Genomic DNA, 16,011 nt, shown 5'->3' with positions numbered 1-16,011 from the left:
GATGAAGAATTTTCTTTTTTTATTGTTGATAATTGCCAACACTGTATTTGCTCAAAACGCTAATGAGCTTTTTACAAATGCTAATGATTTGTATAAAAACGATAAATTAGAAGAAGCCATAGAAATCTACGAGCAAGTAGTCAATCAAGGTATGGTATCTTCTGAATTATATTACAATTTAGGCAATTCGTATTACAAACTAAATAAAGTAGGGCCATCAATATATTACTACGAAAAAGCATTAAAACTAAATCCTTTAAATGAAGATGCTGCCAATAATTTAATTTTTGCCAAACGTTTGGCTTTAGATAATATTGAAGAATTACCCAAAACAGTTTTCCAAAAAGTAAATGAAAACGTATTGCAAAAGCTTTCTTATAACCAATGGGCAATTATAATTGTTGTGTTTTCTTTTTTAGGAAGTCTCTTATTTTTACTGTACTACTTTGCAAATACACCCTCAAAAAAACGATTTTATTTTGTAGTAAGTACCTTAAGTTTTATTCTCTTACTATTTGCATTTGCAATTACTTATCAACAATATTCTTTTGCGCAAAACAACAAAGAAGCTATCGTTTTTGCAGAACAAACCGAGGTTAGAAATGCACCAACATTAAATTCAGACGAAGTTTTTACTTTACATGAAGGTACTAAAGTTATTGTTTTAGATACCATAGATGATTGGAAAAAAATTAAAATAGCTGATGGTAAATTAGGTTGGATTATTGCTTCAGAAATAAAACTAATAGATGCTTTTTAGTATTGTTTTGTTTTAAAATTAGTTCGTTTTTTTAAATTTATATTGCCCGCATTTTTTTGTGATGGACCATTATTTATAAAAATATATTATAACTAACATTTAATATATAAATAAAAACTAATGCTATTTTTCATCTAACTTTGTATAGCGTTATTCCTTTAATAACAAAGCTTTATACAAGATGAATAGAAATAAACATAAAATTCTAGTACTTTCTGATCTTAAAGAAAATGCGCAAGATACTATTGCATACGCAATTACGGTTGCTAAAGAAATTAATGGCGCAGTTGAGTTACTTTGTGTAAAAAAACCAAATGAAATTGTAACAACACATAATCAGCTTTCTGCAATGAGAAATGTAAATAATGAGTTTATAAAATCAGCGCAAAAAGCAAAAAAAATAACACGAAATATTACTCATCCAGATTTTTTTCCGGTAAAAAACACCATTGTATTTGGCAATGTAAAAAATGAGATAGAACTTCATATTCAAAAATCTAATCCAGATTTTATCATTTTAGGACAAAAAAGAAAAAAAATATTAAACTTTAATAGTGATAACGTTACCGAGTTTATTAAAAAGAAGTACAAACACAAATATGGTATTGCTAATAAAACAAGTATTGCCGAAATTTACGAAGCATTACATACCGAAACTAAAAAAGGTTTAACAGCTTAGATGTTAATAAAATAGTTTACTACAAATAGTAATATTTTAAACAAGATTGTGTTTTTAGATACTGTTATTTTTATAGACACCTAACAATGTTTTAAGAATTGAAAAAAAGAAGTTTTCATTTAAAATAGATTTGTTAACTTGGTTCTTTAGAATCAATCAATCGAATACAAAAATGAAAAACTTTTTTTCTAACCTAAAAGGTGATGCTTTTGGTGGAATAACTGCTGGTATTGTTGCATTGCCATTGGCTTTAGCTTTTGGAGTATCTTCTGGTCTTGGGCCAACAGCAGGGTTATATGGTGCTATTTTTATAAGCTTTTTTGCAGCGCTTTTTGGGGGGACAAATACACAAATTTCTGGCCCTACTGCACCTATGACTGCAGTTAGTATGGTAATTATTGCAGGAATTGTAGCTGCTAATGATGGCGATGTTACAAAAGCATTACCTGCTATTTTAACCGTTTTTTTATTGGCTGGTTTGTTTCAAATTGGGCTGGGTTTTCTAGGATTGGGTAAATACATTCGTTATATACCTTACCCTGTGGTTTCTGGTTTTATGACTGCAATCGGAGTTATTATTCTATTAACCCAAGTGTTGCCATCCTTAGGGTATTATCCAAAAGAAGATGCAGCGTTTGTTGCAAAATTTAAGGCACAAGCAGAAGAAGTAATTTTAGAAAATATTCTAAAAGACGAAGCTGGAGAGGGTATTTTAGTTTTAGAAGATTTTAAAGAAACCATTAACAGAGCTGCAAAAATTACACCTGCAGATATAGATAGAGAAGCACAAATTTTAGCAGCAAAAAATGCTTCTGGTACTATTGGTGCAATTCGTGTATTTTCTAGAGCAATAAAAAATATCAATTGGTTAGAGCTTATTTTAGCTTTGGGTACAATTTTTATCATTTATGGTTTTAAACGAATTACTACAGCCATACCAAGTACTTTAGTAGCCTTAATTGTAATGTCTGGTATTGCAGTAGGTTTTAGTCTTGATTATAGAACCATTCAAGAAATTCCTGGTGGCATACCTGTGCCTAAATGGGAAATAATTACAGCGTTTAGTTTTAGTACAATATCACCCTATATTTTTACAGCACTCACACTATCACTTTTAGGAGCCATAGATTCTTTATTAACCAGTGTGGTTGCAGATAATATGACCAAAACCAAGCACAAACCTAATAAAGAATTGGTGGGGCAAGGAATTGGGAATAGTATTGCTGCTATTTTTGGTGGAATTCCAGGAGCTGGTGCAACAATACGAACAGTAGTAAACATAAATGCAGGTGGTAAAACCAAACTATCAGGCATGATAGCTGGTGTAATGTTGCTTTTTATTATGCTTTTGTTAGGGCCAATAGCCTCTAAAATACCAGCAGCAGTTTTAGCAGGTATCTTAATTACGGTGGGTATTGGAGTTATGGATTATAAAGGATTAAAAGCAATTCCGCATTTACCTAAAGATATTAAACTTGGTTTTGTAAAAGTAAGTTCAGAAGTATTAATCATGTTGATAGTTTTATTCTTATCTACTTTTTGGGATTTAATTTATGCAGTAGGTATAGGTTTAGTAATTGCCTCTTTAATGTTTATGAAAAAAATTGGAGACATTACAGGTAAACGAAGTTTGGTAAAAGCTATAGATGAAAAATCATGGCCAGATGAACAAAGTTTTCCAAAAGAATTACAAGAAGAAGTATTTATAAAACACGTTAAAGGACCTTTGTTTTTTGGCTCTACAAGCGATTTTCAACAATTGGCAATGCAAATTCCAGATACTGCATCAACCATTATTATGAGATTGGTAAGAATGCATTATATGGATCAATCTGGATTGTATGCAATGGAAGACATCCTATTAGATTTAAAAAATAAAGAGGTAGAGGTGTTGTTTGTAGGCTTACAAGAACAACCTAAATATATGATGGAAAGGATTGATATAATACCAGATTTTATTCCAAGAGAACATATTTTTGATGATTTTGATGATTGCGTTCAATGGATCAATAAAAATATAGAAGACAAATACTAATAAGCATTATGAAAAACACATATTATCATCAATTATTACAAAATAATAAAGACTGGGCTGCAGAAATGCATGGAAAAGATGAAAATTATTTTAAAATTCTTGCAGAAAGACAAAAACCACCTGTGCTATGGATAGGATGTGCAGATAGTAGAGTACCAGCAAACCAAATTACAGGTACTTTGCCTGGCGAAATTTTTGTGCATAGAAATATTGCAAATATGGTGGTACATACAGATATGAATATGTTGAGTGTTTTAGATTATGCAGTAAATTCTTTACAAGTAAAACATATTATAGTTTGTGGGCATTATGGTTGTGGTGGTGTGCAAGCTGCCATGCAAAATAAATCTTTGGGTTTAATCAATAAATGGATAAGAAATATTAAAGAGGTATATAAAGATAATTATACCGAGTTAAAAAAGATAAAAGACGATCAAAAACGTTTTGATAGATTGGTAGAACTAAACGTAATAGCTCAAGTATATGATTTGGCTAAAACCTCAATAGTGCAACAAGCTTGGCAAGACGATACAGGTTTAGAAATTCATGGTTGGGTGTATGGCTTAGAAGATGGTGTTATTAAAGATTTAAAAGTATCTATGGACAGTGCAGCACATTTAGATGATATTTTTACGCTAGATTTAGATTAATTTAGATGGTATTTAAAATAGTTGTACAATAGCATAATAAATGGGCATCCCAATCGTAATATTAAATGGGAAAGTAATCCCTAAAGCCATAGGGATATAAATACCAGCATCTGCTCTAGGTTCTGCCAATTTCATGGTAGCAGGCACAGCAATATAAGAAGCACCAGCTCCTAAAATGGCAAACAATAATCGGTTTCCTGCGCTTTCTGTAATAAAACCACTTAAATAAGCCACTAACATTCCATTAAAAAGCGGAACGATAATTCCAAAAACGAATAAAAATAAACCATGTTTTTTGAATCCTTTAATTCTACTGGCAGTAACCATACCCATTTCTAGTAAGAAAAGCGATAAGAATCCTTTAAAAATATCAGTAGTAAAAGGCTCAATTCCTCTGGCCTGGCTAGCATCTGCAATTAAACCAATCACTAAACTTCCTATTAACATTAACACACTACCCCCTGTAAAAGAATGGGCAACTAATTTTGGTATCGATTTATTTTTCTTTCGATTTTTATCAAAAAGTACAATTAAAAGTACACCTACAATTATTGCAGGAGATTCCATAATGGCCATAATAGCCACCATATGTCCACCAAAAGCCACACCTTGATTTTCTAAAAAAGAAACCGCAGTTACAAAAGTTACAGCACTTACAGAACCGTAAGCAGCAGCAATGGCACCTGCATTAGGTACACCTACTTTTCTTTTTAAAACTAAAAATGTATAAATAGGTACTAAAGAAGATAATAGTACTGCAAAAATAATAGAATATAAAATTTCGCTATCAAATTCGCTATGAGACAGTTCTTGTCCACCTTTAAAACCAATAGCAAATAAAAGATATAAAGAAATAAATTTAGAGGATGATTCAGGAATTTTTAAATCACTCTTAACAGCGGTAGCAATAATTCCTAAAACAAAAAATAACAAAACAGGGTTTGTTAGGTTGCTGATTAAAACGTCTACGTTCATTTGTTAGTTTGTTTGATGCTGCAAAGCTATATCTATTATTTATATATTTTTATTTAATTTTATTATGTAATACATAAAAATAGTTTATAAACAGAAGTAGGTAAAAGTAAGTTTCAATGCATAGATTTTTTAAAAATCAATACAATAAAAAGAGAATAAGCTTTAAAGCTTATTTAATAAACTTTAAAGAAGGATTGTCTTCATTCATTATTGCAGGAAATAGTGTAGGTACAATAGTGCGCACAGAATTGTACAATACAGATTCATCCAACGTTTTTTCACTTACAAAAGGTATGGTTTTATTGAATTTATCAAAAAAGAGAAAAATTACACTAAGTATTATTGCCGATTTTAAAACCGCAAAAACACTACCTAAAATTTTATTTAAAAACCCTAAAGAAGTGATATCTGCTAATTTAGTCAATACTTTTCCTACAAAAATGATAAAAAGCACTACTACTAAAAACGTAAATGCAAAAGCTACAATTGTATTGGTTTGGTACGACCATTGTAGTACAGAATCATTTAAAAAATGCTCTACGTAATATGAATAATGAATGGCGCAAAACACACCAGCAACAATAGCAATTAACCCTGCTACTTCAGCAAAAAGCCCTTTCATAAAACCTCTTACAGCTGCAAAAAGTAAAATAACTGCAAGGATGATATCGAAAACATTCATTTTAAATAATTTGTGTAAATCTACATCTTATTTTTACAATTTAAAAATGCACATTGTATCTTTACCTTTTTAAATAATTCTGATGGAAAAAGTAAGTAACTTAAAGGAAAAATGGGAGTTTTTAGTGAATAAATTAACTAATGATTTTTCTGAAGGTGATGCATTAAATGTAGATGGAATCATTTACTTAATTGGGGTACAAGAATTGGGGCAAGGCCATAGATTTTTTAAAAAAGATGAAAAAATGAACTTGATGCATATTGCCATTTGTAAGTTGTTAGAACCTTATGGATATTATGAGTTCGATTTTTTTGATGACGATGGTTGGCCACATTATAAAACACTTACAGAGTTGCCAAACTTAAAACCAGGCGAGCAAACTGTTTTAATGAAAGAAGCTATTGTTTCTTATTTTGAAAACTTAGATTATTTTGATTGATTTGTTTGGCTGTCATGCACACGAAAGTGGGTGTTCACTTTGTGTTTATTTTTATGATATTCCCAATCAGGTTGAGAATGGCAATTAAGTAACACTTAATTTACGAATCATAACAGAAAATATTTTTGGAAAAAAGCGTTTTACATATACCCCTAATTTCTCTTTTGCGCCAGAAATATATACCTCTTCTTTCTTTTGCTGTATTGCTTTAATCATCATTTTTGAAAAACGTTCAGGCTGAATTCCGTTATTTGTTGCAGCATCCATTTTTTGTTGTGGAGTGCCATCACCAGTTAAGGCATTTTTAGAAATATTAGTATTTACAAAACCTGGGCAAACTAATGTAACAGCGATATTGTATTCATAAATTTCTGCACGTAAGCTATCAAAAAAACCATGTAAAGCATGTTTACTTGCTGCGTAACTAGAGCGTAAAGGCGTACCTATTTTTCCTACAATACTAGTTGTAGTTACAAAATGACCACTTTTATGTTCAATAAAATGAGGTAGCATGGCTTTGGTTAAGGCTATAGTTCCTAAAAAATTGATATCCATAATACGTTTATCAACAGTAATATGGGTGTCTTTTGCAAATGAGCGCTGGCTAATACCTGCATTGTTTACTAAAATATCAACCTTACCAAAAGCAGAAATAGCTTCATCAACTTTTGTGTTGAAATGGTTGTAATCTTCTAAATCTAAAGTGATAATTGTAACGTTATCAGAATTTTTACAGCTGTTTTTTACCAATTCTAAATCTTTGCTGTTTCGAGACGATAAAATTAGTTTAGCGTTTTGATTCGATAATTCAATAGCAAGTGCTTTTCCAATTCCAGAAGAAGCGCCAGTGATCCATATAATTTTATCAGAAAAACACATAATTGCTTAATTTAACGTTACAATATATTCATTTTAATACAGAAATGGTATTTTTGGTACGTTTCTTGGAAAGAAAATAAAATAAAACTAGCAAAAAATGACAAAAAAAATACTGGCACTATTCCTTTTAATTTCTTCAATTTCGTATGCTCAATATACCATTAAAGGCGCTATGAGTCCAGAAATAAAAACAGATTGGGTAATTTTATATAGGTTAGAAGGTACAAAACAAGTTTTTGTAAACAATACCACCATACAAACAGATTCTGTGATGATTAGCGGAAAAAAACAAGCTGTAAGTAGTTTTCAGATAAAATTACCTACATCAGCAAAACCTGGGGCTTACAGAGCAACTTATAAATTAGAAGGGGCTGGCTTTGTAGATTTCTTTTTTAATAAAGAAAATGTTTCGTTTATTTTTAATCCAGAATATCCTCAGCAATCTATTGCGTTTTCGGCATCATCAGAAAATAAAATTTATACAGATTTTTTGTCTGATGTTTCCATAGTTCAACAAAAATTAGATTCAATTCAGGTTGCTGTTTTAAAAAACCCGTCATTAGATTTAGCCAAAGAGTATAACATGGCACTTAAAAAAGTAGATTCAGTACAAGCTATTTACGCACAATTAACCGAAGGTAAATATGTTGCACCATTTGTAAAAGCAAGTTCTAGAAGTAATCCACCAAAAATTTTTACTTCTATAAATGGGTATATAGATAATATTACAAAAACGTATTTTGACGGTTTGGATTTTTCGAACAAAACATTGGTAAATTCATCATTTCTTACCAATAGAATGTTAGATTATATTTTTTATATAAATTATACAGAAAATGAAAAAGAGCAACAAGCATTGTTTAAAACATCTATAAAAACCATACTTGATAAAATTGATGATATTACCTACAAAAGAGATATTATTCAGTTTTTAATAGAACAATTTGAGGAAACAAAAAATTTAGAAATTATAGACTATCTATTTGAAAAACATTATAATAACTTGCCTGTTACTTTGCAGAATAAAAAGTTTAAAGAAGAAAAATTAGCGCTATTTGCAATTGAAGTGGGTAGAATTGCTCCAGATTTTTCTTGGCAAGAAAATGGCCGAAATTTAAAACTTTCTACATTAAATGATGCTGAAAATTATGTGTTGGTTTTTTGGAGTACCAGTTGCTCTCACTGTTTACGAGAAATTCCGCAATTACATACCTATATGAACAGCAAACCTAATATGAACGTAATTGCTTTTGGGTTGGAAAATGATGCCATGGTTTGGGAAACATACACAAAAAATAACTTAAAAGGTTGGCACAATGTTTTGGGCTTAAACAAATGGGAAAATAAAACAGCAAGAACTTATCAAGTATATGCTACACCAACATATATAATACTAGATAAAAATAAAAAAATTATAGCCAAACCTAATGAATTTAAAGATGTAAAAGAATTTATAGAGAAGCTGTAAATCTTTTTTTCTGAGTTGAATTCAATTTAAATCCTATTGATTAATAGTGTATTACGATTTTTATTTCTTAGGCGATTGTCATTTGTATTATGATTAAGCAATCTAAAACCGAATTTAAGATTACTCAATTACATTATTTATTTAAGAAAGTATTTTAAAACAAAAAAGACTTTGTTTTCGGTAATGTTAGCAATAACAAGCTATTAATATGAGGTAAAAAAAATCTATTTAAACCAAACCAAAAATTGATGTCTAACTCAATTTATTTAGATGTTTTTATTTGTGAGAGAGCTATTAAAAAGTTGCTAAAAATGTAAAAAAGCATCTTCTAAATGCTCAATTTTTATTTCTTTTTTATTGTTGATGATGGCAATAATATCAAAACGAACATCAACCTCTAAATCGCGTTCAACCACATAATTATCAATAGCAGAAATCAATAATTTTATTTTTTTCGGATTTACAAATTCTTCAGGGTTTCCAAAATAAGACGAGGTTCTTGTTTTTACTTCAACAGCAGCTAAAACATCTTTTTTTTGAGCAATAATATCTACTTCAGCTTTTAAATACCTGTAATTTTTTTCTAAGATTTTGTAATCGTTTTTAATTAAAAAATCAACTGCCAATTGCTCTCCCTTTTTTCCTAATTCATTATGATCTGCCATAAAACGAAGTTAAGAATTATAACATAAATTTTAGAAGCATCAAATAGAGTTTAATTAAATTTGTTAAAAACAAACCATGCACCAAACTACAGTTATTTCTTTTTTTAAATACAAAGGGTTTAAAAACTGTTGGCAGGCTTTGGCAAGAATGGGAAGACCACCAATTTCTGTAAAAAAAATTGAGGGTTTAACCTTCTTTAAACCCTTAGGAACTGGCAGTGGAAATGGATTCTCAATAAAGCCAGATTTTTCTACTTATGGCTTTGTAACTGTTTTTGACACAGAACAACAGGCAGAAATTTTTGTAAAATCTGCAGATATGCAACAATATAAAAATAAAGCTGTTGATTTTAGTGTTGTGTTTATGAAAACCATAAAAAGCCATGGAGAATGGAGTAACCAAAATCCGTTTAAAAGCAGTACAACAATGGCTAAAAACAAACCATTAGCCGTAATTACAAGAGCCACCATAAAACCGAAATTAGCACATAAATTTTGGAAATATGTGCCATCTGTTTCTAAATCGATGGAAGGTTATAAGGAGTTGGTTTTCTCGAAAGGAATTGGAGAATTCCCATTATTAATGCAAGCAACATTCTCTGTTTGGAGTTCTGCAGAGGCAATGATGAACTACGCTTATCAAAACCCAAAACATGCAGAAATGGTTAAAAAGACCAGGGAATTACAATGGTATTCAGAAGAGTTGTTTGCACGTTTTGAACCTTATAAAGCAGAAGGGAATTTAATTCCTGATTTTTTGTAAGTGTATTCAATATTGCAATGTTTATTTATTTTGGTACTATTTCAAGTGAATAAATTATCTCAGCAAAATAGGTAGTATAGTTTATGATTAGAGATTTAAAAATATAGTAAAATGTTACCAAAATGGTAACATTTTACTATATTTGTACCAAAGAATTGTAATGTGAGAATAATAGCGAAACGAACTTTACGCGATTTTTGGATAAAACACGCAGATTGTGAAGAGCAATTAAAATCGTGGTTTAGAGAAACTGAAAAATCTGAATGGAACAATATAAATGAATTAAAAAATTACTATCCAAGTGCCAGCATTCTAAAAGACAACAGAATTGTTTATAACATTAAAGGGAATAATTATCGTTTAATTGTAAAATTCAACTTTGAATACCAAATATGTTGGATAAGATTTATTGGAACTCACGCAGAATACGACAAAATAGATGCAAATAAGATTTAATTATGAAAATAACACCTATTAGAAATGAAAATGATTATCAAAAAGCAATCAATAGGCTTGAGGAAATTTTTGATGCAAAAAAAGGAACAGATGAAGGTGATGAATTGGAAATCCTTTCCATCTTAATTAACAGATATGAAAATGAGGAATTCCCAATTGGAATGCCAGACCCAATTGAGGCAATCAAATTTAGAATGGAACAGATGGGAATGAAACAAAAGGATCTAGCTGAAGTGGTTGGGTTTAAAAGTCGAGTTAGCGAAATTTTAAGTAAAAAACGTAAACTTACTTTGGGAATGATAAGAAAATTGAATGTAACACTTCATATTCCAACCGAAGTTTTAATTCAAGATTACTGATAAAAAGAAGTTGTGAACATTGTATAAAATGGAATTCCCTTTCAGCTTTAACGAAAAAAGCGGCTTACTTTTAATTTTCTTTTTCCACGGAATTGTATTCTCTATAGTTTTGTTGAAACGATGGTTAATTCATCAAAATGAAAGTAATAAATGGCTGAGTTTGCTATTATTTTTATGTGCTTTGTATCTTTGCCCTTATATGTTGGGTTATGCAGGTTGGTATTCACCTAGAGTAAAAATAACCAGTGAGATACTATTTTTTGTCCCATTTATGCAAGTCCTTATTATTGGGCCAGTAGTCTATTTTTATGTTCAAAATTTGTTGAATAGCAAGTTTAAATTTCAAAAGAAGGATTGGCTTCATTTCATTCCAGGCTTTTTGTATCTCTTGTATAGTTTGATTGTTTTTATTGTGGATAAACTCATTTTGGACGAATTTTATTTTTATGCTGATGGACGTGATAAAGATTTAAAAACTTGGTATCAATTACTTGGTTTTGCTGCTATAGGCTACTATTTAATTTTAAGTTTACAACAATATAAACAGTATAAAAAAGAAATTTTTAACACGGTAAGTTATGCTGATGCTATTGTATTCAAATGGATTCAGAATTTTTTAATTGCCTTTTTAGCACTATTAATTTTAAGAATTTTGTTCTTTATTTTTAACGAACAATGGGCTGAGTTTGGAAGTCATTTTTGGTATTTTCTATGTTTTTCTGGGGTCTTTTTCTACATTTCTGTCAACGGTTATACACATTCAATCACTAGAGATTCACTTTTTGTTCAGAAATCAATTCAACCTATAATTTTGCAATCAAATAAAACCAAAAGTGTACAGAAAGTTGATGTTGATAAATGGGCCAATAAAATTGAAAAACTAATTACAGAAGATAAGATTTATAAAAACCCACAACTCACTTTAAGTGACGTTGCAAAAGCTTTAGAAACCAATACCAAAACAGTTTCCAATAGTATCAATTCAGGATTTGAGATGAATTTTAATGATTTTATCAATCACTATAGAATAGAAGCCGTAAAAGAAAAACTCAAAAATGGTGAGCATAAAACATCAACCTTGTTAGGTATTGCTTTAGACTGTGGCTTCAATAGCAAAGCGACTTTTAACAGAGCTTTTAAAAAAAGTACAACACTATCACCAAAAGATTTTTTGAAGAAAGAACTCCAAAATTAGGTCTCAAATCAGGATTTGAAGCGCCTCAACCTTGGTTATCCTCCATCTTTGCATTGAATTTAAATTTCGTTATTTGTCATTTCGACGAAAGGAGAAATCCCGATAATAAAACTAAAGATTTCTCAACTACGTTTCCTTGCTTTGCTAGCTACTTTCAATCAAAATTTATTTTGATTTTAGTAATGGTCGAAATGACATTTCAATAAAATAAAACTAAAGTCAATAGACAATCTAACAGTTATGAAAATAAATATCCTATTTGTAGTACTTTTTATTGCTACATTTTTAAACGCTCAAGAAAGTATATTTTCCAAAATTGATTCTATCATAACAGCTGAAGTGAAACCAAATCATCCTGGAATTGCTGTGGGAATTATTAAAGATGGAAAAATTATTTATGAAAAATATCGAGGTTTAGCCAACTTGCAACATCAGGTAAAATTTGATGAAAAAACACGTTCGAACATTGCATCAACTGCAAAACAATTTACAGCATTAATGATTTTAGATTTATCATTAAATGGAAAATTATCTTTAGAAGATGACATTAGAAAATACTTGACCAAAATCTATCCAAATGTAAAAGACGAAATTAAAATAAGACATTTGTTGAATCACACTAGTGGAATTCGTGATTATGTAGAATTGTTAGATTTAGAAGGTGATGTTTGGTGGCAAAGATTTGGATTTGATAATGATGATATTTTAGAGCTACTTGAAAAACAAGAAGATTTAGGTTTTAAACCAGGCAGTATTTACCATTACAGCAATTCCAACTACAACTTATTAGCCAAAATAATTGAAAAAGTAACTGGCAAAACCTTTAATGAATACTCTAAAACATTCTTTGAGAACCTAGGAATGAATGAAACTTCTTTTGTAGAACGCTATATGAAAGTAATTCCTAACAGAGCAAACCCTTATTCTGATTGGGGAAGAGGCGAATGGTGGGAAGTGCCAACAGTTACCAAAACCAATGGAGAAGGTTTTTTATTTACCACGTTAAAGGACCAATTAACCTACGAGAAGGCTGTACAAAGTGCAAACTATAACAACAATATTTTGCTAATTGAAAGCCAAAAAGCCATACCAAATAGTGAAATTCAAACCTATGGTTTTGGTCTAGAATTAGAAGATAAACTAGGCAGAACAGCAGTACATCATTCAGGTGGAACTTATGGTTTTAATTCACAAACGTATCGTTTTCCAAAAGAAAAAATCACCATTTTCGCAATGAGTAATAATGGTAATATTAGTACTAATTTAATTGCACAAAGAATAGCAAAGTTGTTACTGCCAGCGTCAACTCAAAAACCGAAATATGATTCAAAATTTCAGGAAGCAAAGAATCTAAAAGATGAGGTAACTATTTTAGGAAAATATACTTATCCTAATGAAAATAGTGTTGTAGAAATTCTACAAAAAAAGGGAAAAACTTTTTGGAAAGAGAAAAATTTTACTGTAGAAATGGTTGCTGAAGGTATAAACGTATTTTCTTTTACAAACAATCCAAAACTAAAAGTTGTTTTTTATGAAGATAAAATGACTGAATATTATCCTTCAGGAAAAACGATGCATTATAAAAGAATCAATACGTTACCTGTTTCATTATCAGATTTAGAAGGATTAATAGGCAATTATTACAACAAAGAATTAGATATAAATTTTGATTTAAAATTGTCTAAAGAAAACAAATTGCAATTCAAATTATCGACTAACAAAGATTTTAGCGATGTTGAAGTGTATAACAAAACCTATCTACAAACTGACAACTTTTTTATGAAAATAGTTAAAGATCAATTTGAAAGAGTTACAGAAATACTACTTACTTATGGTAGAGCTAAAAATATTAGGTTCAAGAAGAAAAGTAACCTAAAATTTCAACCTGAAATCTCAACAGAAAATGGTTCAATACAAGTAACTACAATTGGCTTAAAAAATGGAATTACAACAGACATTTTATTAACCAAGAATGATACAAATGGAAACGAAATTTGGTCTAAACGTTTAGGAGGAAAAAGTTATGATAAAGCCAGTTCTATTCTAGCAACAGATGATGGCTACTTAATTATTGGTTCAACAAGTTCTTTTGGAAAAGGGAATTACGATATCTACGTAATTAAAACCGATAAAAAAGGAAAGCAACTTTGGCAAAATACCTATGGCGATTTTTATAACGAATATGGGTATTCAGCAGAAAAAACAGAAAACGGATTCTTAATAAAGGGTACCCAACAAAAATGCTCTTCTAATACTGATGTATTTAACAGAACCTGCACCACAAATGTTTGGTTTGTTGCTATTGATGAAAATGGGAAAGAGATCTCGAATACAGTTTTAGAGGAGATAAAAAGTTAATTTACAAAAACAACTGAATATTTTTTACTGCTATTGTCAACTGTCAACTGAACTTTTCTCCCAAAAATCAACGCTCTATTATCAGCTTCATGACCAGCAGGAAAATTAAAAAACACAGGAATATCTTCTGGAATTGCATCTAAAATCAATTGCTCAATAGAACTTCCCCATTTTGTAGAATTCTTTTTAATCAGGCTCATATTTCCTACAATAACTGCATTTACTTTGGTAAAATAACCTGCACGTTTTAAACTTTGCAACATTCTATCAATAGAATATTTATACTCGCCAATTTCTTCGATAAATAAAATTTTTCCTGCTGTATTTAATTGACTTTCTGAACCTAACATCGATGTTAATATTGCCAAGTTTCCACCTATTAATTGTCCGTTAATTTTATTTGTAGAAACTGTTCTGTTGTATTTTGACGATGAAATTGAATAACTCAAATTTTCTCCAAAAAGCGCGCTTTTGAAAGAGGAAATAGTTTCAATTATTTCGTTTGGTTTTTCCTCTAAACTGGTTGCCATCATTGCATGTAAAGTTTCTACACCCAAATTATGAATATGATTATGAAAAGCAGTAATATCAGAATAACCAATAATCCATTTAGGATGTTTTTTAAAGGTTGTAAAATCTAATTTATCTAAAATTCGTACAGAACCATAACCACCTCTTGCAGCCCAAATGGCTTTTATATTTGGGTTATCTAAAGCATCTTGAAAATCTTGACAACGTTCATTATCAGTACCAGCAAAATGGTTGCCATTGTTAAACATGTTGTTACCTAAAGTAATTTTCAGTCCCCAGCTTTCTGCTAGTTTTTTGGCTTGTAAAATTACAGCTTTTCGAGAAGGCTTTAAAATCCCTGCAGGAGCCAAAATTACAATCGTATCTCCTTTTTGTAAGTAAGATGGGGTAGTAAGTTGCTTTTGTGCATTTAATAATTGCACAGCTATCAATAGAAATAAAGAAATAAATATATTTTTCATCATTCGTATGTTTTATGCCAACCTAAACCAAAACTTAAGCCCAAGCCAACAAATGATCTTTTTGAAAGGTTTGCGTATAATTTTACACCAAAAGAACGCCCAAAACCAGTACGTTTTCCAATAGGTAGTAGACTATATAACAACCTAAATCTTTGTTTGTTGTTTTTAAACCAACTAATACCAGCTTCTAAAGGAAAGCCCACAAAAGCCTCACTTGCCAAAATGTTGCTACTTTTAATTTGTTGATAACTGTTATAAGAAAACCCACCAGAAAAATGGTAAGAAGTGCCCTCATCAATATACCTTTTTCCATACAAAACAGCATATTCTCCCAATCTTCTATATTCAATATTAAAAGGGAGTGCAAGAAAGAAATCCACATTATCATATTCAGCAAGACCTATATGTCTCAGGGTAAAAACATCATTTTTATTTTGATAATTTACGCTTAGTATACCAGTAAAACCTTTTAAAGAACCATTGGCATATCCAAATCCTAAATCCATAAAAAGAATCGGGTTTATTTTTTTTACAATAGTATCTTTTTTTTGTTGAGCCTGTAAATTATCAAGACTAACATATGTAAATAATATTAGAATAATTATCTTTTTCACTTTGTTTTTATTTAGCGTAAATGTATCAATTTTCAATGGTTT

17 protein-coding genes are annotated in these 16,011 nt (G+C 30.1%); 11 read left to right on the top strand and 6 right to left on the bottom strand.

Annotated features, from left to right (window positions below; translation table 11 throughout):
- The first annotated feature begins 1 nt into the window (after position 1).
- The 4 genes from SJY27_RS09980 (at position 2) to can (ending at position 4,124) form a co-directional block, all read left to right on the top strand.
- Positions 2–760 carry a tetratricopeptide repeat protein gene (locus SJY27_RS09980; protein ID WP_397444686.1) on the top strand — a complete coding sequence of 253 codons (759 nt, stop codon included), beginning with the start codon at positions 2–4 and terminating at the stop codon, positions 758–760.
- Between the two features lie 181 nt (positions 761–941).
- Positions 942–1,439: a universal stress protein gene (locus SJY27_RS09975; protein ID WP_397444685.1), complete on the top strand. Its 498-nt coding sequence runs from the start codon at positions 942–944 to the stop codon at positions 1,437–1,439.
- Positions 1,440–1,611: 172 nt separating this feature from the next.
- On the top strand, positions 1,612–3,474 hold the full coding sequence (locus SJY27_RS09970) for a SulP family inorganic anion transporter (protein WP_397444684.1): 1,863 nt from the start codon (positions 1,612–1,614) through the stop codon (positions 3,472–3,474).
- Positions 3,475–3,482: 8 nt separating this feature from the next.
- Positions 3,483–4,124 carry a carbonate dehydratase gene (gene can, locus SJY27_RS09965; RefSeq protein WP_397444683.1) on the top strand — a complete coding sequence of 214 codons (642 nt, stop codon included), beginning with the start codon at positions 3,483–3,485 and terminating at the stop codon, positions 4,122–4,124.
- 12 nt (positions 4,125–4,136) lie between these two features.
- Here the strand turns inward: can and SJY27_RS09960 are convergent, their stop codons facing one another.
- Together SJY27_RS09960 and SJY27_RS09955 are read right to left on the bottom strand one after the other, a co-directional pair.
- On the bottom strand, positions 4,137–5,099 hold the full coding sequence (locus tag SJY27_RS09960) for a sodium-dependent bicarbonate transport family permease (RefSeq protein ID WP_397444682.1): 963 nt from the start codon (positions 5,097–5,099) through the stop codon (positions 4,137–4,139).
- Positions 5,100–5,268: 169 nt separating this feature from the next.
- Positions 5,269–5,781, bottom strand: coding sequence for a CvpA family protein (locus SJY27_RS09955; RefSeq protein WP_397444681.1), 513 nt, complete (start codon positions 5,779–5,781; stop codon positions 5,269–5,271).
- 82 nt (positions 5,782–5,863) lie between these two features.
- Between SJY27_RS09955 and SJY27_RS09950 the strand changes: the two genes are divergently transcribed.
- Positions 5,864–6,220, top strand: coding sequence for a hypothetical protein (locus tag SJY27_RS09950; RefSeq protein WP_397444680.1), 357 nt, complete (start codon positions 5,864–5,866; stop codon positions 6,218–6,220).
- An 84-nt stretch (positions 6,221–6,304) separates the two neighbouring features.
- On the opposite strand, the gene SJY27_RS09945 is transcribed toward SJY27_RS09950, so the two are convergent.
- A complete protein-coding gene (locus tag SJY27_RS09945) occupies positions 6,305–7,099 on the bottom strand; it encodes an SDR family oxidoreductase (protein WP_397444679.1) in 795 nt (264 codons plus the stop codon).
- A gap of 97 nt (positions 7,100–7,196) precedes the next feature.
- Here SJY27_RS09945 and SJY27_RS09940 point away from each other — a divergent pair, with 97 nt between their 5' ends.
- On the top strand, positions 7,197–8,567 hold the full coding sequence (locus tag SJY27_RS09940) for a TlpA family protein disulfide reductase (protein ID WP_397444678.1): 1,371 nt from the start codon (positions 7,197–7,199) through the stop codon (positions 8,565–8,567).
- 305 nt (positions 8,568–8,872) lie between these two features.
- Here SJY27_RS09940 and SJY27_RS09935 read toward each other — a convergent pair whose 3' ends face one another.
- Positions 8,873–9,232 (bottom strand): YraN family protein, encoded by a 360-nt coding sequence (locus SJY27_RS09935; RefSeq protein ID WP_397444677.1) that lies wholly within the window; start codon positions 9,230–9,232, stop codon positions 8,873–8,875.
- 76 nt (positions 9,233–9,308) lie between these two features.
- Between SJY27_RS09935 and SJY27_RS09930 the strand changes: the two genes are divergently transcribed.
- The 5 genes from SJY27_RS09930 to SJY27_RS09910 all read left to right on the top strand — a co-directional run bounded on the left by SJY27_RS09930 (position 9,309) and on the right by SJY27_RS09910 (position 14,363).
- Entirely contained in the window at positions 9,309–9,995 is a 687-nt protein-coding gene (locus SJY27_RS09930) for a hypothetical protein (RefSeq protein ID WP_397444676.1), read from the top strand.
- Between the two features lie 162 nt (positions 9,996–10,157).
- Positions 10,158–10,451 (top strand): type II toxin-antitoxin system HigB family toxin, encoded by a 294-nt coding sequence (locus SJY27_RS09925; RefSeq protein WP_397444675.1) that lies wholly within the window; start codon positions 10,158–10,160, stop codon positions 10,449–10,451.
- Between the two features lie 2 nt (positions 10,452–10,453).
- Positions 10,454–10,810, top strand: a complete 357-nt coding sequence (locus SJY27_RS09920; protein WP_397444674.1) for a type II toxin-antitoxin system HigA family antitoxin — start codon at positions 10,454–10,456, stop codon at positions 10,808–10,810.
- A gap of 412 nt (positions 10,811–11,222) precedes the next feature.
- On the top strand, positions 11,223–12,005 hold the full coding sequence (locus tag SJY27_RS09915) for a helix-turn-helix domain-containing protein (RefSeq protein WP_397444673.1): 783 nt from the start codon (positions 11,223–11,225) through the stop codon (positions 12,003–12,005).
- Positions 12,006–12,245: 240 nt separating this feature from the next.
- Positions 12,246–14,363 carry a serine hydrolase domain-containing protein gene (locus SJY27_RS09910; RefSeq protein ID WP_397444672.1) on the top strand — a complete coding sequence of 706 codons (2,118 nt, stop codon included), beginning with the start codon at positions 12,246–12,248 and terminating at the stop codon, positions 14,361–14,363.
- Here SJY27_RS09910 and SJY27_RS09905 read toward each other — a convergent pair.
- Both SJY27_RS09905 and SJY27_RS09900 read right to left on the bottom strand, forming a co-directional pair.
- Positions 14,360–15,358: an LD-carboxypeptidase gene (locus SJY27_RS09905; RefSeq protein WP_397444671.1), complete on the bottom strand. Its 999-nt coding sequence runs from the start codon at positions 15,356–15,358 to the stop codon at positions 14,360–14,362. The genes SJY27_RS09910 and SJY27_RS09905 overlap by 4 nt on opposite strands.
- On the bottom strand, positions 15,355–15,969 hold the full coding sequence (locus SJY27_RS09900) for a hypothetical protein (RefSeq protein WP_397444670.1): 615 nt from the start codon (positions 15,967–15,969) through the stop codon (positions 15,355–15,357). Before SJY27_RS09900 ends, SJY27_RS09905 begins: the two co-directional genes overlap by 4 nt.
- Positions 15,970–16,011: the final 42 nt, after the last annotated feature.

It is taken from the genome of Polaribacter sp. R77954 (assembly GCF_044595335.1).
In the GTDB taxonomy this organism is placed as follows: Bacteria; Bacteroidota; Bacteroidia; order Flavobacteriales; family Flavobacteriaceae; genus Polaribacter.
This window is presented reverse-complemented; position numbering and strand designations above follow the sequence as displayed.

Excerpts from the sequence above, each read along its gene's own strand:
- SJY27_RS09980 (WP_397444686.1), top strand. The coding sequence starts at position 2 with ATGAAGAATTTTCTTTTTTTATTGTTGATAATTGCCAACACTGTATTT.
- SJY27_RS09975 (WP_397444685.1), top strand. The coding sequence starts at position 942 with ATGAATAGAAATAAACATAAAATTCTAGTACTTTCTGATCTTAAAGAA.
- SJY27_RS09970 (WP_397444684.1), top strand. The coding sequence starts at position 1,612 with ATGAAAAACTTTTTTTCTAACCTAAAAGGTGATGCTTTTGGTGGAATA.
- can (WP_397444683.1), top strand. The coding sequence starts at position 3,483 with ATGAAAAACACATATTATCATCAATTATTACAAAATAATAAAGACTGG.
- SJY27_RS09960 (WP_397444682.1), bottom strand. The coding sequence starts at position 5,099 with ATGAACGTAGACGTTTTAATCAGCAACCTAACAAACCCTGTTTTGTTA.
- SJY27_RS09955 (WP_397444681.1), bottom strand. The coding sequence starts at position 5,781 with ATGAATGTTTTCGATATCATCCTTGCAGTTATTTTACTTTTTGCAGCT.
- SJY27_RS09950 (WP_397444680.1), top strand. The coding sequence starts at position 5,864 with ATGGAAAAAGTAAGTAACTTAAAGGAAAAATGGGAGTTTTTAGTGAAT.
- SJY27_RS09945 (WP_397444679.1), bottom strand. The coding sequence starts at position 7,099 with ATGTGTTTTTCTGATAAAATTATATGGATCACTGGCGCTTCTTCTGGA.
- SJY27_RS09940 (WP_397444678.1), top strand. The coding sequence starts at position 7,197 with ATGACAAAAAAAATACTGGCACTATTCCTTTTAATTTCTTCAATTTCG.
- SJY27_RS09935 (WP_397444677.1), bottom strand. The coding sequence starts at position 9,232 with ATGGCAGATCATAATGAATTAGGAAAAAAGGGAGAGCAATTGGCAGTT.
- SJY27_RS09930 (WP_397444676.1), top strand. The coding sequence starts at position 9,309 with ATGCACCAAACTACAGTTATTTCTTTTTTTAAATACAAAGGGTTTAAA.
- SJY27_RS09920 (WP_397444674.1), top strand. The coding sequence starts at position 10,454 with ATGAAAATAACACCTATTAGAAATGAAAATGATTATCAAAAAGCAATC.
- SJY27_RS09910 (WP_397444672.1), top strand. The coding sequence starts at position 12,246 with ATGAAAATAAATATCCTATTTGTAGTACTTTTTATTGCTACATTTTTA.
- SJY27_RS09905 (WP_397444671.1), bottom strand. The coding sequence starts at position 15,358 with ATGATGAAAAATATATTTATTTCTTTATTTCTATTGATAGCTGTGCAA.